Origin of the sequence: Variovorax boronicumulans (assembly GCF_029892485.1) — a bacterium.
GTDB lineage: Bacteria > Pseudomonadota > Gammaproteobacteria > Burkholderiales > Burkholderiaceae_C > Variovorax > Variovorax boronicumulans_B.
Genome location: NZ_JARXVG010000004.1, coordinates 230716 through 254262, shown reverse-complemented (window position 1 = coordinate 254262; position 23547 = coordinate 230716). Strand labels below are relative to the sequence as shown.

Here is a 23547-nt window from a genome sequence, read left to right as displayed (position 1 = left end):
AGCGCTGCCCCCTCACCCTGGCCCTCTCCCGCAGGCGGGAGAGGGGACAAGGCAGAGGCCGCGTTGATCAATTGCCCACCACCTGGAAGCGCGCACCCGCCGAGCGCGAATACACACGCCGGTCGTACATCGCTTCGCCATACGCGGCCGGCACCACGAAGTCGCCCACGTTGGTCGCGCGCGCCTTGTAGGTCACTTCGAGCAGGTTCTTGTCGACCGCACCGTAGAACACCACGCGGTCTTCGCGGATGTCGGCGTACTGCACCTTCCACGAGCCACCGCCGCCCAAACGCTTCTTCCAGATCGGCGCATCGGCGTTGGCTTCCTCGTCGTCGCCCACGGCCTGCAGCACCGGCTCCAGGCCACCTGGCAGCAGGTCGACCAGCGCCACGTCGTTGAGCTGTGCGCGCTCCAGGCTGCGCACGCGCACCCGCACCGTGACCTCTTCGCCGAGCTTGGCCTTGGTGATCGGGTTGCCCTTGGCATCGAGCACTTCATGGAAGATCTCGAGGCCCTGGTTCACCGGCGTCGTGGGCACATTGCGCTCGAAGCCCTGTTCGGCCCAGCTGTAGTACAGGTTGAAGTCGCTGTCGTTCGACAGCTTGAGCTTCGCCGTACCGGCGGGCACCGCGGCGCGCGTGATCGGGTTCACCGAGCCCAGCGCGAGTGCCGCGGCCTGGCCTTGCGCGTTGACGGTCTGCGCCGTCAGCTTGCCCTCGGCGTTCTGCGCCACCGCTTCGAAATACGCATCGACCGCCAGCAGCATCGAAGCCGACGACAGGCTGTTGTACCAACCGTCGCGCACCATCGCGCCCATGCCTTCCCACACCTCGGGCTTCAGCGCCTTCAGGCGCGAAGGGAAGTGGCGGCCCACCAGGTGCAGCGTCATGCTGTCGTGCACCAGCGGGTCGTAATAAGCGCCCCACACGTTGCGGCGCTGCTTCTTCTCGGTACGCGCGAGCAGGTCGGACCACACGGGGTTGAGCAGCTCATTCGCCACCTGCTCCTGCTTCACGAGCTGGTAGCTCGCGGCGAGGTACACGGCGCCGAGGTCGTCGCTCCAGCCTTGCGTCTGCTTGCTGCGCCAGGCTTCGCGCAGGTTGGCCAGTGCGGCCGGCGCGATGATGCCCTGGCGCGTGAGCAGGTAGGCCGCCTGCGTGCGCTGGCGCCAGCCGTCCAGCGAGGTGTCGCCGCTGCCGAGCCAGCCCTGCAGATAGGTGTTGGCCTTCTGCAGCAGGTCCTGCGGCACGGGCAGCTTGTGGTCCTTGGCCTCGACCAGCAGGTGCACCGCATAGAGCGTGGCAAAGGCATCGGTGCCCGCGCCGGGCCACAGCGAGAAGCCGCCGTCGGCCGTCTGCCGTGCGCGCAGCTGCACCAGGTAGCGCTCGAAGGTCTTGCGCGCCTCGGGCATCGGGCCCTGCTCGGGCGTGCGGCCACGCGCCATTTCCTTCACCAGTTCGGGCCGGCCCGACAGCAGCACGGCCGGGAAGGTCTGGCTCGTGATCTGCTCGGTGCAGCCGTGCGGATAGACCTCCAGGTACTGCATGAGGCCAGTCGCGAAGGCCCATGGCGCGGCCGATACCGCCACCTCGCTCTTGCGGAGGTTCGGATACAGGTCGGCCTTGCTGCTCAGTTCGCCCGCGCGCTGGAAGCTGCCGGCCTGCACCAGCGTCACGAACGGCGATGCCGGCCGCACGCTCACTTCGGTCGACAGGCGCGCGCTGAAGGTCTTGTGCGTCGAGGTGAACACCAGCGCCGAAGAACCCAGCACCGCCTGCTCGCCCGGCTTGGCGCGCACGTTGAACTTGGTGCTCGCTTCGCCGCGCTCGTTGACCTTGAGCGTCTGCGTCGCATCGCCCACCACTTCCAGCCCACCCGAGGCGGTGAGCGTGAGCGCAATGGGCACGTCCTTGCCCGAACCCACGATGTTGTTCGCGAGACCCACGCCCACTTCGACGGTGTCGCCGGGCGCCATCGCGAGCGGCGCGTTCGGCAGGATCACCATGTCGCCGCGCACCACGGTGCGGGTGCTCTTGGCGGCGGTGGTCTCGTCGTTCACCGCGACAGCCATCACGCGCAGGCTGCCGTTGAAGCTCTCGGGCACGGTGTAGCTGAACTCGCGGCTGCCGTTCACATCGACAAGGCCTGACCAGTAGGCCACCGGCTTGTCGCGCTTGCGCTTGAACGGGTTCAGATGCTTGCCGAGTTCGCCCTCGCCGTCACCACCGGGCGCTGCGCCCTGCATGAGCTTCTTGAATTCCGGCAGGATCAGGTCGAGCGTCTGCAAGGTGCCCACTTCGAGCGCGCGCTTCTGGAAGAAGTGCTTGAGCGGATCGGGCGTCTTGTAGCGCGCCACCTGCAGGATGCCTTCGTCCACCGCGAACAGCACGGCGCGCGTGGGCTTGTCGCTGGTGAGCTTCATCTTCACCGTCTGGCCGGGCTTCACGAGCTCGCTGCTGGTGAGCTGCAGGTTCGCGGTGCGCTTGGCCAGGCTGGTGGCGAAGGGAATGACGCCGTACGACAGCGGGCTCATGTAGACCTCGTCCGAGGCCGGGTCGCGCACGAAGTGCACGTTGATGTAGCCAGTGCCCTCGAAGTCCTTGGGCAGCGTGATCTTCTGCACCGAGGCGGTCTTGTCGGTCTTGAACCACGCGTGGGCATACACCTTGTCGCGCTCGATGGTGATGAGGCCGGCGCCGACGTACGGCGCGCGGATGCTCACCTCGATCTCCTGGCCCGGCTCGTAGTCCTTGCGGTCGAGCGTGAGCTGCAGTTCGGCGTTGCGGTCCAGCGAGCGCGAGACGTTGGCGTTGCCCGCGACGCTGTACTCGACGCGGTTCAGTTCCAGCCCGCCGGCATTGCGCACCACGTAGGCAAAGTTGCCGGGCGTGGAAGTGTTCAGCGCGATGGCATTGCCGGCCGCGACGATGGCCAGCGGCTTCTCGTCGATCACGATTTCCTTCTTGCGCGATTCATAGCGGTAGAGGCCGTTGTCCTGCTTCACGAGCACCGACAGCACCTTGCGCTCCACGCGCTCGATCTTCAGATCGTCCACGGCCGTCTTCCTGGCCTGCGGGTCGATCGCGATCACGGTGGCGTTGCGCGCGGCGCCCTTGCTCACGTAGCTGGTGTCGCCATCGACCTTCACGCCCACGAGGTAGGGCATGTCGCTCACCAGCGTCTGGGCTTCGGCCGAGACGCTGCGCCCGCCCTCGGGCTCGAAGGCCTTGGCAAGCACATGCACCTGGTAGGTGGCGGCATCGAAGCGCGAGAGGCGCAAGTCGAACTCGGCCTTGCCTTCGGCGCTGGTCTGCACGCTGCCCAGGTCGTCGACCTGCTTTTCGGTGGCGCGCTGCGGATCGAAGAAGGCGTAGTCGGCGAACGCGCGGAACACCGGGAAGGCCGGGCTCAGCGTGAGCGTGCCTTCGACCTTGCGGTCGGGTGCTGGCGTGCCGAAGAGGTTCTGCACGTCGATGAGCGCCTTCAGGTCCTTGGGCTTGACCCAGCCCTCGGCCACTTCGCTGCTGAGCTTGGCGACGACCTTGGTGCGGTCGGGCAGGAACTCCTGCACCTTCACCGTGGTGCTGCCGATGAGCAGGCCCTGCACCTCCGGGTTGCCGGGCGAAGATTCGCGCGGCAGGTAAAGGTTGACGGTGTAGTTGCCGGTGGGCGAGGTGTCCTGCGTGGTGTGGGCGATTTCCGCCGCACCGCCGGGGCCGAGCTTGAGTTTTTCGCGGCGCACGCTGAGGCCGCGCGCATCGATGATCTCGGCTTCGAGCGGCAGGTCGCGCAGCGACGTGGCCCAGTTGCCGGCCTTGACCATCATCGCGATGTGCATGGTGTCGCCCGGGCGGTAGATGCCGCGGTCGCTGAACACATACGCCGTCATCTGGTTCGGCACGCCGGCCGCACGCAGGCCGCCGACGTCGAAGCGCGAGATGTCGAGCGTGCGGTCGGTGCGGTTGAAGGGCAGGAAGCTCAGGTCGCCGTCCTTGCGCACGACGAGCACCACGGGTGCCTTCTCGCGCTGGTAGCCGGCGAGGTTCGGCAGCTTGGCGGCGCCCGTCGCATCGGTGGATTGCGACGCGACGATCATGCCGTTGCGGCCCCACACCTCGACCAATGCGCCGGCGACCGGCTGGCCGTTGGCGATGCTCTGCACGAACACATCGCGCGTGCCGTCGAGCGACTTCTTGGCAACGATGCCCAGGTCGGTAACGAGCACCAGGCGCTGGTCCTTCTGGTCTTCGGGGTTGCCGCTCTCGGGGTCGCCCTCGGACTGCTGCTCTTCCTGCTGTTCTTCTTCGGGCTGCGCCTGTGCGGCCTCACCCTCGGCCGCCTCCGGCTTCTTCTTGGCCTTGGGATCGAAGCCCTGTACCTTGAGCAGGAACACGCCGCGGCGGTCCGCCACGTCGCTGCGCAGGTACTCGGCGAAGTCGACGGTTTCGTAGTGCGCCTTGCCGGCGGGGATGCTCAGCGGAATCTCCTTCTGGAAGCGGTCCACGAGGTTGTCCGACTGCAGGCCGCTGTTGAACTGCGGATGCGCGAAGTCGCCGTTGGTCTGCGTCACCAGGTGCTGCAGCTGCTGCGGCAGCAGGCGACCGATTTCCAGGCGGATGCCGGGCAGGTCGCGCACCAGGATCGGCAGCTTGCGTTCGCCCGAAAGCGCGAGCAGCGAGCCCTGGCTCATGATGGTGAGCTCGGGGGCGAAGGTCTTGAGCAGGCGCACGTCTTGCCGCGCTGCGCCGAGCTGGTAGCCGCCCGGTGTCTTCAGGCCCTTGGCCACGCGCACCAGCAGGTAGCGGCCGCCCTCGGCTTGCGGCAGACGGAAGCTGACCATCTCGGTCACTTCGCGCTCGCTGGCGATGGGCTGCAGGGTGATCTTCTTCGCGCGGCGCAGCACGGCGTCAGTGACCTTCGCTGGATCGGCGGACCAGTCGAACTTCTCGTCGGGGTCGCTCTTGGCTTCTTCGGTGACAGGCAAGAGCCAGGCCTGCACCACGCGCGCCATCTCGCGCTCGTGCACCGGCATCGATGCGGTGACGTGCATCACATGCTCGGGCTCGCCGTTCTCGCCCGTCACGATGGTCGGGTCGACGCTGGAGATATCGAGGCTGAAGAGGCCGGGGATGTCGACGGCGCGCGAGATGTCGTTGCGCTGCGCGGGTCCGCCCTTCTGCGCGACCGCGCCGGCCGCGAGGCTCAGCACGACGGGGCGCGTCTTCTCGGGAATGGGCAGCGGCTCCGACTGGAGCGTGGCGGTGAGGCGCAGCTTGTCGTAGCTGACGGTGAACTTCTCGCTCGCGCATTTGCCCACGCTGAAGATCGAAGTGCCGCAGGCCTGGTCATAGGTCAGCACCAGGCGCTTTTCGAATTCGGCCGTGTTGACCGGGTGCGAGAAGCGCACCTGGAAGAGGGCGCGCCGCACGTTGGCCTGCACCGGGTCCTGGTAGAACTCCGCGCCCGCGATGCGCGCATTGAACTCGGGCGAGGTGAACTCGTACTTGCGCTGCTCGATCTCGATGTGCGGCGCGAGCGCGTCCTTCGCGAGCTGCACCTTGTAGGGCTGGCCGACCGGCCAGTCCTGCGCGGGAAGGAATTCGAGCTTCTTCTGGCTGCTCCAGGTCCAGCGCCCGGCGATGGCGGGCTCGATGGTGACGCCGGTCGCTTCCTGCCCGATGCGCGCAATCGGCGCAACCGAGGCGGAGAAGTTGATGACGACGGGGTTCGGTCCCTTGTCGTTCTCGATCTGCGTGCGCGGCGGCGGCACGATCTGCGCGGTGGAAACGACGGGCTCGACGCGATCGGGCGTGAGGCCGTGCCACCACTTCAATACATGCGGGCTGGCGAACCAGCCGGCCAGCACCAGCAACGCCAGTATCACCAGCCAGGCCAGCCGCTGCTGCAGCCACTGCAGCCCGAACAGAAGAAAGGCGCCCGCGATGCGGAGCCACCCCGGGGGTCGCCAGGAACCGATGAGTCCGCGTGCGAGCGGACGCAGAAAACCGAGCGCACGGCTGAGGCCGGTGAAGAGCACGTCGCTGAGCGACGCGAGTTTTCGATTGGCAACTTGAAGCATGAAAGCTCCCCCGATGTTTTTGTTGGCGCCTGGCAGTCTCTGGTCGATCTGTGAAACCACGGCGCTGTGTGTGAAGTCTGCGTGAAAACTGCACAGGCCCGCGCACCGGCCTGGTTCGAATCAAAGGGAAAGGGCGGGCTTGTTCACCATCAACCAGAACACGACGGCCATGGCCACGAAAGCCGGGTAGCCGAGCCACTCCCAATAGCGTTGATAGCGCGCATACAGCGGCGGCAGCGGCATCGCGTCCTGCTGCGCCTGCCCGGCCATCGCCGCCATGCGGATCTGCAGCCACACCACCGGCAGCCAGCAGATTCCCGCGAACACGAAGAGCCCCAGCGACACCGCAAGCCACGGCGTCGAGAGCGGCCAGCCCGCCATGTGCGCCAGCGCGAAGCCCGTGACCGGCTGCAGGATGACCGTGGGCGTGGTGAACCACCAGTCCGCGCGCACCACCAGCCGGCTCACCACCGCCTGCGCCGGCACGCTGCCGCTGCGGTTGGCAAAGAACATGTAGAAGGCCGAGCCCAACCCCGTGCCGACCATCAGCACGCTGGAGACGACGTGCAGCCACTTGAGGACGAGGTAGGTGTTCATGGCGTGACGCGTCGGTACAGGTGCCAGAGGAGCGCGGCGATGGGCAGGTTCTTGAGCAGCGGGCCTAGCGGGTGAAGCCATAGCATGGGCTGGAGGAAGGTGGCCACCGCCGTCATGAGCAGCATCAGGCCAAGGGCCGCGAGATAGCTGGCACGGCCGGGCCGCAACCAGAGCGCCAAGCCGATGGCGAGGTCGGCCGCCGCACCGCCAACGACCAGCGACTGCACCAGCCACGGCGGCGATGCAATGCCCGCATCGGCGAGCACCTGGCGGCTCTGCCCGTTCAGCTCGACGATGCTGGCGAAAGCCGTGAAAAGCCAGACCGCGACAAGGCTCAGGCGCAGCAGGCGGTCGTCGTCGGCCGCGTTCGTCATGTCGCGCGGCTCCCATGTTGCACCCGCTGCCACTCAACGACCTCAGCCGCATGCTTGGCGAGAAAGTCACGCATGCGCCCGAAACGCCTCTGCGTCTGCCACGCGAAGACGTGCGCCACCACGGGCTCCAGCAACCAGCGCAACGCCCTCGGACCGGCTTCAATGGTGTAGACGTAGATCAGGACCGAGCGGCCAGGCTCCGTGTCGCGGTGCCGCATCGACGCGGCCCAGCGGCTGAAGGGAAAGGAACGACCGATCATCGAAGCCGCCGCCACATGCGGCCGGTCAAAAGTGACGAAGCGCGTGCGCATCGACAGGCCACGCAGCCAACCGCCGCCCGTGTTCTCGGTTTCCGCGCCCACGAAGGGGCAAGGCGCACCGCCCACCACGCGGGCGTTGCCAACCAGCGAGTCCCAGTGCGCACGCCAGACGTGATAGTGGAAGGCGTCGAAGACCACGTCGGCCGGTGCCGGCATGTCGAATTCAAAGCGCTGATGCGCCATGGCCTGTGCCGTTTCGGTTTTCGTCGATCACGTCCGTCACCATGCCCCAGCGCGCGAATTCAGGCTCGAATTCCGGCAGGGTGAGCAGCCCGGCGCAGGCGTGCGCGCCGACAGGGAGCGCATCACCGCGTGCCAACCGGCGTGCCAGCAGGATCGCGGCCATGCAGGGAATCTCGGGGCCGTGGTTGTCGTCCGCCGCGATGTGCCAGGCGCCGCGCGCTACAGCACCTTGCGCATCGATGCCTTCGACCCGCACCACCATGCCGCCGAGCGCAGTGCCGAGCGCATCGAACACGCCACCGGTGGAATGCAGCAACGGCGCCAGCTTCTGCGGCGCGCGCAGCAGGCTCACGCGACGCATGAACGCCATGAAGGCGAAGGCCTGCTGCGCCATGCCGACCTCGAGCGCCGCGCGGAACATGACCGATTGCACGCCCGCATAGCGCGCAGGAAAGAGTTCGAGATCGGGGATGTCGCACAAGGCGCCGCGGCGCGGCCGCATGCGCGCGAACTGCACCTTCACCGGATTCGCCCAGCCGGGCTGCTCGGTCCATCGGCCGTCCCGCCAGACACGGATCGGCGCACCGCAGTACGCGAGCACGCCCGCGAGCGTGGCTTCGCCGCGCGGCGCGCCTTGCGCGGGTGCGATGCAGATGTCGATGCTGCGGATGCCTTGCCAACCCGCCGCGAGATGGTCGACCACCGCCGACGAGAGCGCCGGTACGGTGCTGGCGCCCGTGACGGCAGTCCGACCCGCATCGCGGAAGGTAGCGTCCATCGCGGCGGGAAAGTCGCAGACGAAACGACGGCCATCCGCCAGGTCGATGTAGTGCGCGCCAGCCGCCGCCACGGCCTGCGGCGCGCGGTAGTCCTGGTTCTGGAACGGACCCGCGGTGTGGATGACGAGATCGATGCCCAGGTACTCCAGGCCCTGCGCGAGATCGGGCGACTGCGCATCGACGCGAACGCCGCGCACCCCGCCGCCCAGCGATTGCGCAAACGCCGTCGCTCGCTCCAGGTCGCGTCCGCCGACCAGCAGCTCGATGCCTTCATCCGCAGCCAGCGCACGGCAGATGCGCGCGCCGAAATTGCCGTAGCCGCCGAGCACCAGCGTCTTCATGCGAGGCTCGCCCCCGCGACGTGGCCGCGGGTGAATGCCTCCTCGAAGATCGAGTAACCCGACCAGTCGGCGTGCGCAAACGACAGGCGCCCCGCGACGACGCTGCCGCGGTGAACATCGTCCGGCGCGGTGCGTTGCGAACCGATCTCCGCCAGCAGCCCGGGCCGGGGGATCGACATCGCGTGGCCGTAGCGCGTGATCTCGATGCGCGTCGCGAGCGAGGGCAGGTCCGGGTGCGGCACCGACAGCTCGGCGAGCAGATCATCGCGCCAGCCGGTCCACGGGCGCTCCAGCAGCAGCTTGCGGCCATCGGCGTTGTCGTAGCTGCTCGGTCCCAGCGGGCGGTACCAGCTCAGCACGGTGCCGCGCGGTGTGGGGTCGAGCGTTTGATGGCGCGCATCCACATAGCCAAGGCCACGCGTCCCGTAGATCACGTTGTCCCAACTCGGCGCCGCGCCCATGCGGTCGGCCAGCGGGCCGCGCAGGTGCACATTGGCGACCAGCCAGGGCGCGTAGCGCACATGGGCGGCGGCGTGCTTGAGCACCTCGGGCGCGTTCTCGACCACGCGCGCGGCAATGAACACCGGCAGCGCGACGATGCAGCGCTCGGCCTGCCAGCGCACCAGCGATTTCGATGCGGCGTCCCACGCATCGACCTCGACCCCGCCACGCAACTCGGCGATGCGCGTGACGACCCGCCCCGTGCGCAAGCGCTCACCGAGCGGCGCGGCCAGCTGCTTGGTGAGCCAGCCGTTGCCTTCGGGCCAGGTGAGCACGCCATCGCGCTCGGGGTTCGCGTCGTTGGCGCTGCCGCTCGGATCGCCGGGCGCATGGAAACCGTGCCGGCTCGCGAAGTAATGAATGCCGGCCCAGGCCGAGACCTGTTCGATGCCCGCGCCGTAGTCGTCGCGGCAACAATAGTCGAGGTACCAGCGCAGTTGCACGTCGCTGAAGCCTTCGCTGTCGAGCCAGCGTGAAAAGGCGATGGCGTCGAGCGCCAGCAGTTCGGGCGTGACCGCGACCTTGAGCGTGGGAATGGCGAAGTGCGCCGCGTGCTGCAGCGCGTCGATGCGTTGCGCGAACTTGCGGTACTGCGCGAGCGTTTCGACACTCACCCCGTGCACGGGCAGCAGGCCGTCCTGCCACTCCCCATGGAAAAACAGCCGCTCCTGCGGGCTGTGGCAAAGGGTGCGCTCGTCGTATTCCCAGCGGCCCGCCACGCGCCGGCGAAGGCCCAGCTCCTCGAGCAGATCCTGCACCTCGCGCGCATCGTCGCCGGGCACCGGCAGGTAGTGCGCGCCGAGCGGACAGGCAATGCCGTTGACCGTGCCGCCGCGCGCATTGCCGCCGGCGGTGTCTTCGAGTTCGAGCAGGGTGAAGTCTTCAATGCCCGCAAGGCGCAGTGCACGTGCAGCGGCGAGGCCGGCGACGCCGCCGCCGGCGATCACCACGCGCGTGCGTTTGACGGTCGCCGGCGCCTGGCTCCTGAGCGCGCCATCGCGCATCGCATGGCCGCGCGCGACATCGATGCCGGTGAAGCCGCCTTCGATGGGCGGCGGCGCCTCGCATCCGGCCAGCGCCAGGGCGCCCGCCGCACCCGCCACGCCGAGGAAATCGCGCCGTTGCATGGTGTCGAAGCTAGTGCGCCATGACCTTGCCCCACTCCTGTTCGTAAGTGGTGACCAAGGTCTGGTTCGACAGGCGGTTCACCTCGGCGGGCACGCGCGCCATGTCGAGCGGAAAGTCGAACATCAGGGGCAGCGTCGAAGGTGAGAGGAAGCGCAGCCCCGAAGGCAGCGCATCGGGCATCCGGTAGGGCCGGCGGCTCGCGATGATGTAGCCCCATTCGCCGAAGCTCGGCACGTGCGCGTGGTAGGGCGTCGCGCGCAGGCCGACCGATTCGATGGTCGTCGCCACGGTCCAGTAGCTCTTGCGCGCCACCAGCGGCGAGGTGGTCTGGATCACGGCATAGCCGCTTGCAGACAGGCGCTTTTCGAGCAGCGAATAGAAGCTGTTGGTGTAGAGCTTGCCGATCGCGAAGTTGGTCGGATCGGGAAAGTCGACCACGATCACGTCGTACATGTCGCCGGGCTGCTGCAGCCACTGGAAGGCATCGGTGTTGACGATCTTCACATTGGGCGACGACAGCGAATGCCCGTTGAGCGCAGCCAGCGTTTCATGCTCGGTGAAGAGCTTGGTCATGTTCGGATCGAGCTCCACCAGCGTGACCGATTCGACCGAGGGGTACTTCAAGATCTCGCGCACCGCCATGCCGTCGCCGCCGCCGAGCACCGCGACCTTCTTGGGCGCGCCTTGCGCAGCCATCACCGGATGCACGAGCGCCTCGTGGTAGCGGTACTCGTCGCGCTCGGCGAACTGCAGGTTGCCGTTCAGGAACAGCCGGTGGCCGAGCTGCCCGCGCGTGACCACGATGCGCTGATAGGGCGAGGTGGCGCTGAAGACGATGCGGTCCTGATAGAACTTGTCTTCCGCCAGCGTGGTGATGTGATCGGCCCAGACGAACGCAGCGAGCAATGCGGCCAGCGCCAGGAAGCACGCCATCGCATGCGCGCCGATGCGCCGCAGCTCATGGCGAAAGAGCCACAGTGCCCACACCGCCACCGCAGCGTTCATGAAACCGAACAGCAGGCCGGTGCGGATCATGCCCAGCTGCGGCACGAGAATCAGCGGAAACGCCACCGACACCGCGAGCGCGCCCAGGTAGTCGAAGGTCAGCACCTGCGACACCAGGTTCTTGAGCACGATGTTGCGCTTGAGGATGCGCATGACCAGCGGGATCTCGAGCCCGACCAGCGTGCCGACGACCATCACCAGGCCGTACAGCAGCAGCCGGAATGCGCTCGGCACGTAGGCGTTGGCCAGGAACAGGATCGCCGGCAGCGCGCCCCCGATCAGCGCGACCAGCAGTTCGATGCGAAGGAAGTGCGCCGGCAGCTGGCGGTCGAAATAGCGCGAAAGCCAGGAGCCGACGCCCATCGCGAACAGGTAGGTGCCGATGATGGTGCTGAACTGCAGCACCGAATCGCCGAGCAGATAGGAGCTCAGCGCCGCCGCGCTCAGTTCGTAGACCAGCCCGCAGGCTGCGACCACGAACACGCTGGCGAGCAGGGCGATCTCGACGGGCTGCGGCCCGCGCGCATCGGCTGGACGCGCGGACACTGCCGCCTCCTCGTTCAATGGATTGCTGCTGCGACGATGATGCAGATGCCGAGGCTCATGGCCGCGACGACCAGGCCAAGTGCCACGTTCTGCTTCTCGACGATCTCGCCCCAGAGGTCATAGGGCGTGATCTTGTCGATGATCAGGAAGCACAGCCAGAAGATGATCACGCCGATCAGCGCGTACACGAGCGATCCGAGGACCACGCCCGGTTTCAGCCATTCAAATCCCATGGGGACCTCCAGTCGTAGTAATAAGAGACATCACGCGAATCTTCGTCATTTGTGCCCGCCACCGCTCGAAGAGCCGCCGTACGAGCCGCCAGAGCTGCGGTAACCGCTCGAGGAGCCGCCGCGCCCGCTGCAGGTGCTCAGGATGATCAGCAGGATGATGATGACGACGATGATCAGGATGATCGTGCCGCAGCCCATGCCCGAGGCGGCGCTCACCGGCAGCGCGTCGCCGCGCTTGAACATGTCCTTCTTGGCATCGAGCTTGAAGGCGGTCGCGACCACGCCGCTGTCCAGCTTGATGCCCGACGACCAGGTGAGCTCGTTGGCCGAGCGCTCCATCGACAGCAGCGCCGGGCCGCTGGCGAAGTCGCGGTTGAAGGTTTTTTGCCCGCGCTCGACCTGCCAGTAGAACTCGCCCGCCACGTAGGTGGTCTCGGCGTTGTAGGCGTACTGCTGCTGGTAGCGCTTGCTGAGGTAGGTGGCGGTGCTGCCGTTCTCGGCCATCACCGGCGCGCCGGTGGTCGGCTTGACCATGCTCCAGCCGTCTTCGGCGTCGACCAGGAAGCTGAAGCCGCGCTTCTTGTTGTAGAGCAGGTACTCGTCCCACCCGAAGTGCTCGTCGTCGCCGGGCTCCACGCCCATGCGGTGCTGGAAGCCCACCACCTGCCACTGCGCACCCTGCAATTGGCCCATGGTGCCCAGCGCGATGAGCGGGCGCACCGGCTCGTCCTGCGTTGCGTGCTTGAGCTCGCCGCCGATGCCCTGCGACAGGTCGATGATGCTGTTGCACGAGCGGCAGGTGATGCTCTTGCTGTCGGCCAGGTTGACGGTGACCGGCGAGCCGCAGTTCGGGCAGTTGAAGCTGCGGCCCTTTTCGTCCTTGGCCGATTCCTCGCGCAGGCCGCTGAGCTGCAGGTCTTCGAGCTGCACCGAGCGGCCGAGGTAGGCGCTGGGCTTGGCGGTGCCGTAGTCGATGCTGAGCACCAGCCCCTTGTCGTTGCGCAGCTCGACCATCGCGAAAGGCCGGCCGAGCTCGGGCAGGTGCGGCAGCTCGCCTTGCGCAGAAGTCAGCGCCACCTGCTCGTTCGAGGTGACGGTGTAGCTCTGGCCGGCGAAGGCGCTGGTGGCGCCCACGCGCAGGTCGACCGGCGGCGGCGCGGTGCGCTGCAGGTCGAAGGGCAGGGCGAAGACGTAGGCGCCGTTGTCCTCGCTGAGGATGGCGGTGCGCTCGTCGTCGAGCGCGGCGATCCACTCGGTCCAGCGGCCGCCCGGGTAGGTGTATTGCAGCCGGCCGATCAGCGTGAAAGGCTTGTCCTGGATGCGGCCGGTGGCGAACAGCTGCAGCGGGCTGAAGTCGTCGAACAGCTCCGCCATCTTGCCGGTGCGCGCGAGCGTCTCGCCCTGGCGCACGACGGTGCTCTGGCAGTAGGGACAGACCGCATGCGTCGATTGCGCCGAGCGGAATTCGACCGGTGCGCCGCAGCCGGGGCAGGGCGCGCGGTAGTAGCGTTGGTTGCCGGTTTCCTCAGCCATGGCACGCACGCCATAGCCCGGACGGCCACGTCTCATTCAAGCCAATGAGGCTTCTGACGCCCGTCGACCAGGCGTCAGGCGCTATCGGGAACATAGCGCGCGCTTAGACGAGCTTCTTGAGGAGGTCGGCCTTCTTGGCGTCGAACTCTTCTTGCGTGAGGATGCCCTTGGTCTTGAGCTCGCCGAGCTTCTCGAGCGTGGTCATCACGTCGGCCGGGCTTACCACGGCCACGGCGGGCTGGGAAGCTGCCGTGGTGGTGGCCGCAGCGGCTGCCGCCGCGTTCGGGCTCAGGCCCTGTGCGAGGTTCTGTGCCAGCACCTGGCCGAGCGCCACGCCGGCTCCGAGGCCCATGGCATCGCCCGCGATGCCGCCGCCGTTGGCCGCGCCTTCGGCGAACTTCGGAATCGCCTGCGCCGTCTGGTATTGCATGAACTTGCCCATGTCGTTGCCGACCATGCCCATGCCGATCTTCTGGTCGAGGATCTTCTGCAGCTCTTCGGGCAGCGAGACGTTCTGGACCGTGATGTTCTCGAGCTTGATGCCGATCTTCTCGAACTCGGGCACGAGCTGCGCGGCGAGCGCCTGCGCAAACTGGATCTGGTTGGCCGCGAGATCGAGGAAAGGCACGCCGCTGGAAGCGATGGCGTTGCTGATGTTCTGCAGCACCAGGCCGCGCAGCTGGCCGTCGAGGTCGGCCACGCTGTAGATGTCGCGCGTGCCGGAGATCTCGGTGTGGAACAGCTTGGCATCGCCGATGCGGAAGCTGTAGTTGCCGAAGGCCCGCAGGCGCACGGCGCCGAAGTCCTTGTCGCGGATCGTGATCGGCTGGGGCGTGCCCCACTTCTGGTCGACCTGCTGGCGGGTGCTGAAGAAGTAGACGTCGCTCTTGAAGGGGGACTCGAAGAGCTTGTCCCAGTTCTTCAGGTACGTGAGCACGGGCAGCGTCTGCGTCGTGAGCTTGTACATGCCGGGGCCGAACACGTCGGCCACCTTGCCTTCGTTGACGAACACGGCCACCTGGGATTCGCGAACGGTGAGCGAGGCGCCGTTCTGGATTTCCATCTCCGCCATCGGGAAGCGCCAGGCCAGCGTGCCATCGCCGGTCTCGGTCCACTGGATGATGTCGATGAACTGTTTCTTGATGAAATCCATCAGGGCCATGGTTGCTCCTCGTCTTCAGGTGTTATGTCCGGACCGAGCATATTGCCACATCGTCTTGACAACGCCCCGTGCTTTTGGTCATGGCTCGCACTGGCCATGCGGCGTATGGCCTCGCCGACCGAGGTCTACAATCGGCGCCCCCAGAAGAAGCGCCACCAGGAGCTACGGCACATGTCAGATTCGACCCCCTCGACCTCATCGACTCCCACGCCCGAAGACAAGCGCGCCGAGCTGCGCCGTGCCGCCCTCGAGTACCACGAGTTTCCCATCCCCGGCAAGATCGCCATCGCCGCGACCAAGCAGATGGTCAACCAGCGCGACCTGTCGCTGGCCTACTCGCCCGGCGTGGCGGCGCCCTGCGAGGAAATCGTCAAGGACCCGCTGAACGCCTTCAAGTACACCTCGCGAGGCAACCTCGTCGGCGTGATCAGCAACGGCACCGCGGTGCTCGGCCTGGGCGACATTGGCGCGCTGGCTTCCAAGCCGGTGATGGAAGGCAAGGGCGTCCTCTTCAAGAAGTTTGCCGGCGTCGACGTGTTCGACATCGAGATCGACGAGAAGGACCCGGCCAAGCTGGTGGAAATCATCGCTTCGCTGGAACCCACCTTCGGCGCCATCAACCTCGAAGACATCAAGGCCCCGGACTGCTTCTATGTGGAGCGCGAGCTGCGCAAGCGCATGAAGATCCCGGTGTTCCACGACGACCAGCACGGCACCGCCATCACCGTGGCGGCCGCCATGCTCAACGGCCTGAAGGTGGCCGGCAAGAACATCGCCGAGGTCAAGCTGGTCACCTCGGGCGCGGGCGCCGCGGCGCTGGCCTGCCTGAACCTGCTGCTCAAGGTGGGCCTCAAGCGCGAGAACGTGTTCGTCACCGACCTGGCCGGCGTGGTCTACGAAGGCCGCGAAGAGCTGATGGACGACGACAAGCGCCAGTACATGCAGAAGACCGAGCTGCGCAAGCTCGCGCAAGTGATCGTCGGCGCCGACGTGTTCCTGGGCCTGTCGGCCGGCGGCGTGCTCAAGCCCGAGATGGTCGCCAGCATGGCAGCCAAGCCGGTGATCTTCGCGCTGGCCAACCCGAACCCCGAGATCGCCCCCGAAGACGCGCATGCGGTGCGCCCCGACGTGATCATGGCCACGGGCCGCACCGACTACCCGAACCAGGTCAACAACGTCCTGTGCTTCCCGTACATCTTCCGCGGCGCGCTCGACTCCGGCGCGACCACGATCACCGACGAAATGGAAATCGCCGCGGTGCGGGCGATTGCCGACCTGGCGCAGGCCGAGCAGAGCGAGCGCGTTGCCGCCGCCTACGTCGGTGAAAAGCTGTCCTTCGGGCCCGAATACCTGATCCCGAAGCCCTTCGATCCGCGTCTCATGATGAAGATCGCGCCAGCGGTGGCCAAGGCGGCCGAGGAAAGCGGTGTGGCAACACGTCCGATCAAGGACATGGACGCCTACCGCGACAAGCTGCAGAACTTCGTCTATGCCTCGGGCACCACGATGAAGCCGATCTTCGAAGCCGCCCGCCGCGCCTCCAAGAAGCGCGTGGCGTACTGCGAAGGCGAGGAAGAGCGCGTGCTGCGCGCCGCGCAGATCGTGGTCGACGAAGGCATCGCCCGCCCGACGCTCATCGGCCGCCCCGCCATCATCGCGCAGCGCATCGAGAAGTTCGGCCTGCGCCTGAAGGAAGAGCTGGACTACGACATCGTCAACGTCGAGCAGGACCACCGCTACCGCGACTTCTGGCAGACCTACCACCGCATGACCGAGCGCAAGGGCCAGACGGTGCAGACCGCCAAGATCGAGATGCGCCGCCGCCTCACGCTGATCGGCGCGATGCTGCTGCACAAGGACGAGGTCGACGGCATGATCTGCGGCACCTGGGGCACCACGCTGATCCACCTGCACTACATCGACCAGGTGATCGGCAAGCGCCCCGGCGGCTGCGAAAGCACCCCGCAGGACGTGCCGGTTTACGCCTGCATGAACGGCCTCCTCTTGCCCGACCGCCAGGTGTTCCTGGTCGACACGCACGTCAACTACGACCCCTCGCCCGAGGAACTGGCCGAGATCACGACGATGGCGGCCGAGGAAATGATGCGCTTCGGCCTCAAGCCCAAGGCCGCTTTGCTGTCGCATTCCAACTTCGGCACCAGCAACGAGCCCAGCGCGATCAAGATGCGCAAGACGCTCGACCTGCTGCGCGTTCAGGCGCCCTGGCTCGAGGTCGACGGCGAAATGCACGGCGACGTGGCCCTGGACAGCAAGCAGCGCGCGGTCGTCATGCCGCACAGCGCGCTGGCCGGCGATGCCAATCTGTTGGTTTTTCCGAACATCGACGCCGCCAATATTTCTTACAACCTGCTCAAAACTGCAGCAGGCGGCAACATCGCCATTGGCCCGGTCCTGCTCGGTGCGGCCAAACCTGTGCACATTCTCACGGCCAGCGCGACTGTTCGGCGCATCGTGAACATGACAGCCTTGACAGTGGCTGACGCGAACGCCGAAAGATAGGCCGTTCAGAGAAAGTGGTCGCCAACTTAAAGCACCACTTTCGCCCCTGGCGACTGCTCAAACTTTGGGCAGTCGCTTGCTATTTTTGCCAGCGTGGTGCACACTCGCGGGCTTGAATTTGCGGGTTAACCCCAAGGTTAGGCGCAATTCGAACCCCCCGCTCTTTTCTCTTGTGGTGTCCCATGGCGGCTTACGCCTCGATCACGTCCTCTGTCTCAAAGTTTGCGCTCACCAGCCTGATGCTGTTGGCGTTGACGACCGGGGCCGAGGCTCGCGGATGGTTCGGCGCAGGAAAAACGTCCGCTGAGGAATCGATTGCACTGACCGATCTTCCGGTCCAGGGCCAGCGAACCTATCAGGCCATCTTGAACGGTGGCCCCTTCCGGTACGAAAAGGACGGCACTGTATTTGGCAATCGCGAGCGTCTCCTGCCGCCGGCACGGCGCGGCCACTACCGGGAGTACACGGTAACGACACCGGGCGCCCGCAACCGGGGTGCCCAGCGGATCGTCTGCGGCGGCGAGCAGCGCACCACACCCGAGGCCTGCTGGTACACGGCAGACCACTATGCAAGTTTCAGACGGATTGCGCCATGAGCGATGACAACGACCTGAGCGGCGCCCCGAAGCGCCCCGAAGAAATGATGATGACTATGGAAAGACCAGCGGAGATGACCTTATCCCTTCGTGCCGTACGCCCGAACATCGTGCAATCGATCCGCGCGTTCCGCGTGAACGACCTGCAGGACGCCGCCAACGCGGCCGGCCAGCACTTCCTGTACGCCAACCTGGGCAACGCCCAGACCAAGCAGGACGTGCTCGACCTGATCGCCCAGCAGTTCACCTTCCCGGCGCACTTCGGCAAGAACTTCGACGCGCTGTACGACTGCATGACCGACCCGTTGCATAAATCGGGCCCGCAGCCAGGTTTTGTCATCGTGCTCGAACAGATCCCGGCCAACGCCAAGTTCGACAAGGAAGCGCGCGAGCAGCTGCTCGACATCTTCCGGGACGCTTCGGATTACTGGGGCGACCGCAAGGTCCCCTTCCGGTGCTTCTATTCTTTTCTGTAGCCCGTTCTGCATCTACCAGCCAAGCAGAACGGGCGAACGAGGCTCAGCACAACGCTGAATCCCTCGATGGCATCGAAGTGAACCTCAACGCCGCCGCAACGGCCGCCGCCAGCACCGAGCCGGCCGGCGAAAAAATGCCGACCGACAAACTGGTCGACGTCTCGCCCCTGGCGCTGCGCATGAGCAGCCCCTTCAACGCGGGGTACTGGCTGGCCGCCGCGTAATTGCAGCAACCCGCCTGAATGAAAAAAGCCCGTCGTCGACGGGCTTTTTTCATGGGGGAACGGCTTGGGCCAGTGCGACGTATTCGGCCACCGGCACTTCCTCGGCGCGCCGTTGGGGATCGAACTCCCCCTCGAAGCCGTGCGTCTCCAGCCATTTGCCCAGCGTATGCCGCAGGATCTTGCGACGCTGGCTGAAGGCCACCTGCACGATCTCGCCCAGCCGCGCCGCATCGACCACCGGCGGCTGCGCCAGCGGCACCATCCGCACCACGGCGCTGTCCACGCGCGGCGGCGGATCGAAGCTCTCGGGCGGCACGAACAGCACGTTCTGCATGTCGTAGCGCCACTGCAGCATCACGCTCAAGCGGCTGTAGTCGGAGGTGGCGGGCCTGGCCACCATGCGGTCGATCACTTCCTTTTGCAGCATGAAGTGCTGGTCGGCGATCAGATGGGCAAAACCCAGCAGGTGGAACAGGATCGGTGTCGAGATGTTGTAGGGCAGGTTGCCCACCACGCGCAGCGGCTTCGGGGCAGCCTTGGCCGCCAGTGCGGCGAAGTCCACCTTCAGCACATCGGATTCGATGACTTCGAGCTGCGGATGGTCGCGCAGCCGCTTGGCCAGGTCGCGATCGAGCTCGATGACCGTCAGGCGCCCGAGCCGCTCGACCAGCGGCTGCGTCAGCGCCGCGAGCCCCGGGCCGATCTCGACCATCGCATCGCCGGGCTGCGGCGCGATCTCGTGCACGATCGCATCGATGATTCCGCCGTCGGACAGGAAATGCTGCCCGAACCGCTTCCTGGCGATGTGTGCCATCAGGACTGCGGCGGGTCGCGGTACTCGACGTAGGCGCGTGCGCGCACTTCCTGCACCCAGGTGGTGAAGGCTTCCTCGACGCGCTGTTCACGCAGCACGTTGCGCGCGGCTTCGCGCTGCTCAGACTGGCTCAGCTTGGCGTCGCGGCGGCCGACCACCTGGATCAGGTGCACGCCGAAACGCGAGACGATCGGGTCGCTGATCTGGCCCGGCGACAGCCGGTCCATGGCTTCCTCGAACTCCGGCACGAACTGGCCGGGACGCGACCAGCCGAGGTCGCCGCCGTCCTTGGCGCTGGCGTCCTGCGAGTTGTCGCGCGCGAGGCCGGCGAAGTCGGCGGTGCCGGACTGCACGCGGCGCTTGAATTCCGCAAGCTGGGCCACCGCCTGCGCCGTGGTGCGCTTGGGGTCGTTGAGCAGCAGGATGTGGCGCACCTGGGTCTGCGTCACGGTCGCGTCGAGCGAGCCGATCTGGGCCTTGGCCAGGACCTTGAGCACATGGAAACCGGCGCTGGAGCGGACCGGTCCGGCGATGCCATTCACCGCGGTCGATTGCACGGCGTCGACGAACAACGGCGGATAGCGGTCGGCGCTGCGCATGCCGATGGCGCCGCCGTTGGCCCGGTCGGGCGAATCGGAGTTCTCGCGCACCAGCTTGGCGAAGTCCTCACCCGAACGGGCGCGCTCGGCGAGGCCTTGCGCCTTCTTCTGGGCGGCGGCCACCTGGGCGTCGGTGGCGTTCTCGGGCAGTGCGACGAGCACCTGCGCGATGTTGAGGTTCTGCAGCGCCGCATTCTTGGTGGTCGAGTTGCGCTGGTCGCGCAGGTACTCGTCGGCCTCGGTGTCGCTGATCTTGACCTTCGACTCGACTTCGCGGTCGCGCAGGCGCGTGAGCAGCAGCTGGTCGCGCAGGTCGTTGCGGAAGTCCGCCAGCGCAATGCCTTCGGCCGCCACGCGGCGGCGCAATTCGACCAGGCTGATCTCGTTCTGGCGCGCCACGGTCTGCTCGGCCTGGTCGATCGCCACGTCGTCGACCTTGATGCCGTTTTCCTTCGCGAGCTGCAGCTGGGCGCGCTCCGAGATCAGGCGTTCGAGCACCAGGCGCGTGAGCTCGCCGCGCGGCACGCGTTCGGCGTCGGGGTTCTCCTTGAGCAGGCGCGTCACGCGCGACTGCACCTCGGTATTGGTGATCGGCTCGGAGTTGACCAGCGCAACGATGAACTCGGCCGATCGCTGCACGGGCGCCGCTGTCGGTGCGGCCGGGGCGCGCTGCACCGGCGGCGGCCCCAGGCGCGGACCGGCGCGCATGATGTCCGTGATGCCGCTGCCAGGACGAAAGCCCTGCGCACCCGACGTTGCAGCCATTGCCGCGAGGCAGCCCAGGGTGATGATGGAACGGATGTGTTTCATGGCGTTGCTCAGTCAGTCGTCTCAGTCGTAATTGGTGAAGCGGCTCGGCGCCTCGCCAGGTTGGCGCAGGGGTTCATAGCGCTGGATGTTCTGCCGCAGCGCCTGCATCGGGCTGGAGCCGATGCTGGAGAAGCCGACGAATTCGAGCTGGAACATGATGCGGGTGTTGGCCGTCACCTGGCCGGTGGTGATGCGCTGCAGCACCACGCGCCCGATCCAGCAGCAGCCGTCGTACTCGAAGCCGAGCACGCCGTCCGTGAGTTTCTTGTCCTGCAGGTCGTAGTTGAGACGGCCCACCGCATACCAGCGGCCGCCGCCCTGGCCCTTGCCCGGGCCCAGGTTCTTGCCCTTGTCGCCCCACAGGTCGTTGAGCGGCCACTGCCAGCCCACGTCGATCGACTTGTTGCCGTCGGTGGCGGTCGGGGTGCTGGGCGCCTGGTAGCGGAACGCGGCGCTGAGGTTGTGGTACGGCTCGGGGTTGTAGCGGGCGCTCAGGGCCGCCCGGGTCGACTTGCGGGTGTCGGGGTTGTACTGCACCACGGCGTCCGTGCTCCACTTCGGCGTCCAGTTGACCTGGCCGCCGACGAGGAAATCGCTCGCGCGGTCGGTCACGGGCACACCACCGGGAAGGGTGACCTTCTGGTCGCTGAAGCGCAGCCGCTGCGCGACGCCGAAACGCGCCGCCTCGACGCCTGTGGCGGGATCGATCAGGCGGGTGGTCACCCCGACCGTGAGCGCGTTCGTGTCCGAGATGCGGTCGCCGCCCGAGAACGCGTTCTCGGTGTAGATCGTCGCGAAGCTGAAGTCGTTGGCGGCCGAGTCGTAGTTCGGCAGCATGCTCTGGTTGCGGTACGGCGTGTAGACGTAGTAGGCGCGCGGCTCCAGGGTCTGGCGGAAGGCGCGGCCGAAGTAGCTGGCATCGCGCTCGAAGATCAGGCCGCTGTCCAGGCTGAAGGTCGGCACCGTGCGGTTGGACGACGTGCCGAAGAAGTACAGCGAATTCGCGTTGTAGGGCACGCCGTTGACGTACTGCACGCCGTTGAGCGTGAGCTTCGGAATATCCGACTGCGGCAGGTAGTAGTTGTATGCCGCCGTGTTCAACTGAACCTTCGGAATGACGAACGAACTCGGCGTGATGAACGGCCGGCTGATCGCGAGGTTCGCCATGGCGCGGTCCCCATCGGGCTGCGACTGCTGCACAGCGTCGAAGCCGGGTTGGCCGCTCAGGATCGTGTTGACCCGGAAGCGCGTGTAGTCGAGGTTCAGCGCAACGTCGAAGCCGTGCCAGTCGTACTTGTTGTAGTTGGCCGTGATCTGCGGCATGCGGTCGTACGAGGGCACGATCGGCGACAGGTTGTACTGCAGCGTCTGGTAGCGCAGGGTGCGCACCGAGCCGCTCCAGTCGTCCTTGCTCCAGTTGAGCGACGCCTCGTTGGGCAACTGGCGCTGCGCCAGCGTCGGCGTGCGTGTGAAGTCGCGCCAGTAGTCGTTGTCGCTGACGCGGTTGATGTTGATGTTGGCCGACAGCGAGTCCAGGCCGAGCGCCTTGGCGTCGAAGTCCTGGTGGTGGTTCGCCCAGATGCCCCAGCGCTTGCTGCTGCCGGGCGGCGCAGTCAGGTCCTTGGCCTGGATTTCTCCATTGGCCAGCTGCTGCAGCTGCGAGGCGCGCAATTCGTTGTAGCGCTGGCCCACCAGGCGGTCGGCGCCCATCAGGTCCAGGCGAATGCTGCCGGTGTATTCCTTCTCCATGTAGCGGAAGTCGCTGCCCAGGTTCAGGCCGCGCTTGCTCATGATCGTCGGCGTGATCGTGGCGTCGCGGTTGGGCGCGATGTTCCAGTAGTACGGCTGCGAGATCTCGATGCCGTTGGTGTTGTCCACGCCGATCGTGGGCGGCAGCAGACCGCTCTTGCGCGCGTTGGACAGCGGAAAGCTCACGCTCGGGATCGGCGGCGTGCTGATGCCCATGAAGCTCAGGCGCGCATTGGTGGCCACGCCCTCGTTCTCTTCGGTGTCGGTGGTGATCGTGGCCGCGGTCAGCAGCCACGCCGGCATCCAGCCCGGGAAGTCCTCGCGGCGGCAGGTGGTGTAGGTGGCGCGCCGAGCGATCGATACGTTGGCGTCGACGAAGTCGATGCGCTCCGCATCGCCGTGGCCGCCGTTCGCGAGGAACCGGTAGCGCACGTTGTTGAAGAAGCCCTCGAAGGTCTCGAGCTTGAGTTCCAGCTCGGGGCCTTCGTACACGTTGCCCGACTGGTTGACCCGCACGTTGCCCGTGGCCTTCATCTTGTCGTCGGGCTGGTAGTACTCGAGCCGGTCGGCGGTGATGGCAACCGGCCCGCGCCGCAGCGTCGCATTGCCTTCGACCACGGTCTCCAGGTCGGGGCGGCCGGACATGCGGTCGCCGGTGACGAGGCTGGGCAGCTGGCCGCGCTCGGTGGGCGGCACGATTTCGGTGAGCAGCGGGGTGCGCTTGAGCGTCAGCGGGCCGTCGAGGCCGCCGGCGGGCTGCGCGAAGGCGCCGTGCGCCTGGAGCAGCGCCAGCGACAGCATGGCCAGCTTCAGCGGCGGACTGGCGCGTCGCAGGGCAACACGTCGGCTCATCAAGCCTCCCGCCAGGCCGTTCCGAGGAAAGCCCGCGGCTCCCCCGAGGAGAGCAGCGAGCGCACAAGGTGCCAAGCGTGAGGGCGTTGGGTCGTAGGCATCGGTTCGGAACGAAAGATCGTCGGG

Annotated in this window: 17 protein-coding genes; 4 read left to right on the top strand and 13 right to left on the bottom strand. The window is 66.7% G+C overall.

Annotated elements, in window-relative coordinates; all coding sequences use genetic code 11:
* Window positions 1–67 precede the first annotated feature (67 nt).
* From M2282_RS11630 to M2282_RS11585, 10 genes are all read right to left on the bottom strand, one after another.
* Entirely contained in the window at window positions 68–6079 is a 6012-nt protein-coding gene (locus M2282_RS11630; protein WP_280808944.1) for an alpha-2-macroglobulin, read from the bottom strand.
* A gap of 120 nt (window positions 6080–6199) precedes the next feature.
* On the bottom strand, window positions 6200–6676 hold the full coding sequence (locus M2282_RS11625; RefSeq protein ID WP_280808943.1) for a DUF2269 family protein: 477 nt from the start codon (window positions 6674–6676) through the stop codon (window positions 6200–6202).
* On the bottom strand, window positions 6673–7050 hold the full coding sequence (locus tag M2282_RS11620) for a DoxX-like family protein (protein ID WP_280808942.1): 378 nt from the start codon (window positions 7048–7050) through the stop codon (window positions 6673–6675). Before M2282_RS11620 ends, M2282_RS11625 begins: the two co-directional genes overlap by 4 nt.
* The gene (locus tag M2282_RS11615) at window positions 7047–7553 is read right to left on the bottom strand and encodes a hypothetical protein (protein WP_280808941.1); all 507 of its coding nucleotides are present in this window, start codon (window positions 7551–7553) and stop codon (window positions 7047–7049) included. Before M2282_RS11615 ends, M2282_RS11620 begins: the two co-directional genes overlap by 4 nt.
* Window positions 7534–8673 carry a saccharopine dehydrogenase family protein gene (locus tag M2282_RS11610; RefSeq protein WP_280808940.1) on the bottom strand — a complete coding sequence of 380 codons (1140 nt, stop codon included), beginning with the start codon at window positions 8671–8673 and terminating at the stop codon, window positions 7534–7536. The genes M2282_RS11615 and M2282_RS11610 overlap by 20 nt, the downstream gene beginning before the upstream one ends.
* On the bottom strand, window positions 8670–10301 hold the full coding sequence (locus M2282_RS11605) for an FAD-dependent oxidoreductase (protein WP_280808939.1): 1632 nt from the start codon (window positions 10299–10301) through the stop codon (window positions 8670–8672). Before M2282_RS11605 ends, M2282_RS11610 begins: the two co-directional genes overlap by 4 nt.
* Before the next feature lie 10 nt (window positions 10302–10311).
* A complete protein-coding gene (locus tag M2282_RS11600; protein WP_280808938.1) occupies window positions 10312–11853 on the bottom strand; it encodes a polyamine aminopropyltransferase in 1542 nt (513 codons plus the stop codon).
* A gap of 14 nt (window positions 11854–11867) precedes the next feature.
* A complete protein-coding gene (locus M2282_RS11595) occupies window positions 11868–12086 on the bottom strand; it encodes a DUF350 domain-containing protein (RefSeq protein WP_013544332.1) in 219 nt (72 codons plus the stop codon).
* Window positions 12087–12131: 45 nt separating this feature from the next.
* Entirely contained in the window at window positions 12132–13619 is a 1488-nt protein-coding gene (locus M2282_RS11590; protein WP_280808937.1) for a DUF4178 domain-containing protein, read from the bottom strand.
* A 103-nt stretch (window positions 13620–13722) separates the two neighbouring features.
* Window positions 13723–14781: an SPFH domain-containing protein gene (locus M2282_RS11585; RefSeq protein WP_042577279.1), complete on the bottom strand. Its 1059-nt coding sequence runs from the start codon at window positions 14779–14781 to the stop codon at window positions 13723–13725.
* A 171-nt stretch (window positions 14782–14952) separates the two neighbouring features.
* Here M2282_RS11585 and M2282_RS11580 point away from each other — a divergent pair, with 171 nt between their 5' ends.
* From M2282_RS11580 to M2282_RS11565, 4 genes are all read left to right on the top strand, one after another.
* Window positions 14953–17301 (top strand): NADP-dependent malic enzyme, encoded by a 2349-nt coding sequence (locus tag M2282_RS11580; protein WP_280808936.1) that lies wholly within the window; start codon window positions 14953–14955, stop codon window positions 17299–17301.
* A 182-nt stretch (window positions 17302–17483) separates the two neighbouring features.
* Complete coding sequence (locus tag M2282_RS11575) at window positions 17484–17897, top strand: ribonuclease domain-containing protein (RefSeq protein ID WP_176661157.1); 414 nt, start codon at window positions 17484–17486, stop codon at window positions 17895–17897.
* 50 nt (window positions 17898–17947) lie between these two features.
* The gene (locus M2282_RS11570; protein WP_086011111.1) at window positions 17948–18373 is read left to right on the top strand and encodes a barstar family protein; all 426 of its coding nucleotides are present in this window, start codon (window positions 17948–17950) and stop codon (window positions 18371–18373) included.
* A gap of 77 nt (window positions 18374–18450) precedes the next feature.
* Window positions 18451–18597: a hypothetical protein gene (locus M2282_RS11565; RefSeq protein WP_280808935.1), complete on the top strand. Its 147-nt coding sequence runs from the start codon at window positions 18451–18453 to the stop codon at window positions 18595–18597.
* Window positions 18598–18646: 49 nt separating this feature from the next.
* On the opposite strand, the gene rsmA is transcribed toward M2282_RS11565, so the two are convergent.
* Genes rsmA through M2282_RS11550 form a run of 3 tightly spaced genes read right to left on the bottom strand, consistent with a single transcriptional unit; the run spans window position 18647 to window position 23421 of the window.
* Window positions 18647–19411 (bottom strand): 16S rRNA (adenine(1518)-N(6)/adenine(1519)-N(6))-dimethyltransferase RsmA, encoded by a 765-nt coding sequence (gene rsmA, locus M2282_RS11560; RefSeq protein WP_280808934.1) that lies wholly within the window; start codon window positions 19409–19411, stop codon window positions 18647–18649.
* Window positions 19411–20820 carry a peptidylprolyl isomerase gene (locus tag M2282_RS11555; RefSeq protein WP_280808933.1) on the bottom strand — a complete coding sequence of 470 codons (1410 nt, stop codon included), beginning with the start codon at window positions 20818–20820 and terminating at the stop codon, window positions 19411–19413. The genes rsmA and M2282_RS11555 overlap by 1 nt, the downstream gene beginning before the upstream one ends.
* A 21-nt stretch (window positions 20821–20841) precedes the next feature.
* Complete coding sequence (locus M2282_RS11550) at window positions 20842–23421, bottom strand: LPS-assembly protein LptD (RefSeq protein ID WP_280808932.1); 2580 nt, start codon at window positions 23419–23421, stop codon at window positions 20842–20844.
* Between the last annotated feature and the right edge of the window lie 126 nt (window positions 23422–23547).

Bases quoted from the DNA above. Each gene is read 5' to 3' on its own strand.
- M2282_RS11605 (WP_280808939.1), bottom strand. From the start codon at position 10,301: ATGCAACGGCGCGATTTCCTCGGCGTGGCGGGTGCGGCGGGCGCCCTG.
- M2282_RS11585 (WP_042577279.1), bottom strand. From the start codon at position 14,781: ATGGCCCTGATGGATTTCATCAAGAAACAGTTCATCGACATCATCCAG.
- M2282_RS11615 (WP_280808941.1), bottom strand. From the start codon at position 7,553: ATGGCGCATCAGCGCTTTGAATTCGACATGCCGGCACCGGCCGACGTG.
- M2282_RS11555 (WP_280808933.1), bottom strand. From the start codon at position 20,820: ATGAAACACATCCGTTCCATCATCACCCTGGGCTGCCTCGCGGCAATG.
- M2282_RS11630 (WP_280808944.1), bottom strand. From the start codon at position 6,079: ATGCTTCAAGTTGCCAATCGAAAACTCGCGTCGCTCAGCGACGTGCTC.
- M2282_RS11575 (WP_176661157.1), top strand. From the start codon at position 17,484: ATGGCGGCTTACGCCTCGATCACGTCCTCTGTCTCAAAGTTTGCGCTC.
- M2282_RS11625 (WP_280808943.1), bottom strand. From the start codon at position 6,676: ATGAACACCTACCTCGTCCTCAAGTGGCTGCACGTCGTCTCCAGCGTG.
- M2282_RS11550 (WP_280808932.1), bottom strand. From the start codon at position 23,421: ATGAGCCGACGTGTTGCCCTGCGACGCGCCAGTCCGCCGCTGAAGCTG.
- M2282_RS11620 (WP_280808942.1), bottom strand. From the start codon at position 7,050: ATGACGAACGCGGCCGACGACGACCGCCTGCTGCGCCTGAGCCTTGTC.
- M2282_RS11580 (WP_280808936.1), top strand. From the start codon at position 14,953: ATGTCAGATTCGACCCCCTCGACCTCATCGACTCCCACGCCCGAAGAC.
- rsmA (WP_280808934.1), bottom strand. From the start codon at position 19,411: ATGGCACACATCGCCAGGAAGCGGTTCGGGCAGCATTTCCTGTCCGAC.
- M2282_RS11610 (WP_280808940.1), bottom strand. From the start codon at position 8,673: ATGAAGACGCTGGTGCTCGGCGGCTACGGCAATTTCGGCGCGCGCATC.
- M2282_RS11595 (WP_013544332.1), bottom strand. From the start codon at position 12,086: ATGGGATTTGAATGGCTGAAACCGGGCGTGGTCCTCGGATCGCTCGTG.
- M2282_RS11590 (WP_280808937.1), bottom strand. From the start codon at position 13,619: ATGGCTGAGGAAACCGGCAACCAACGCTACTACCGCGCGCCCTGCCCC.
- M2282_RS11570 (WP_086011111.1), top strand. From the start codon at position 17,948: ATGACTATGGAAAGACCAGCGGAGATGACCTTATCCCTTCGTGCCGTA.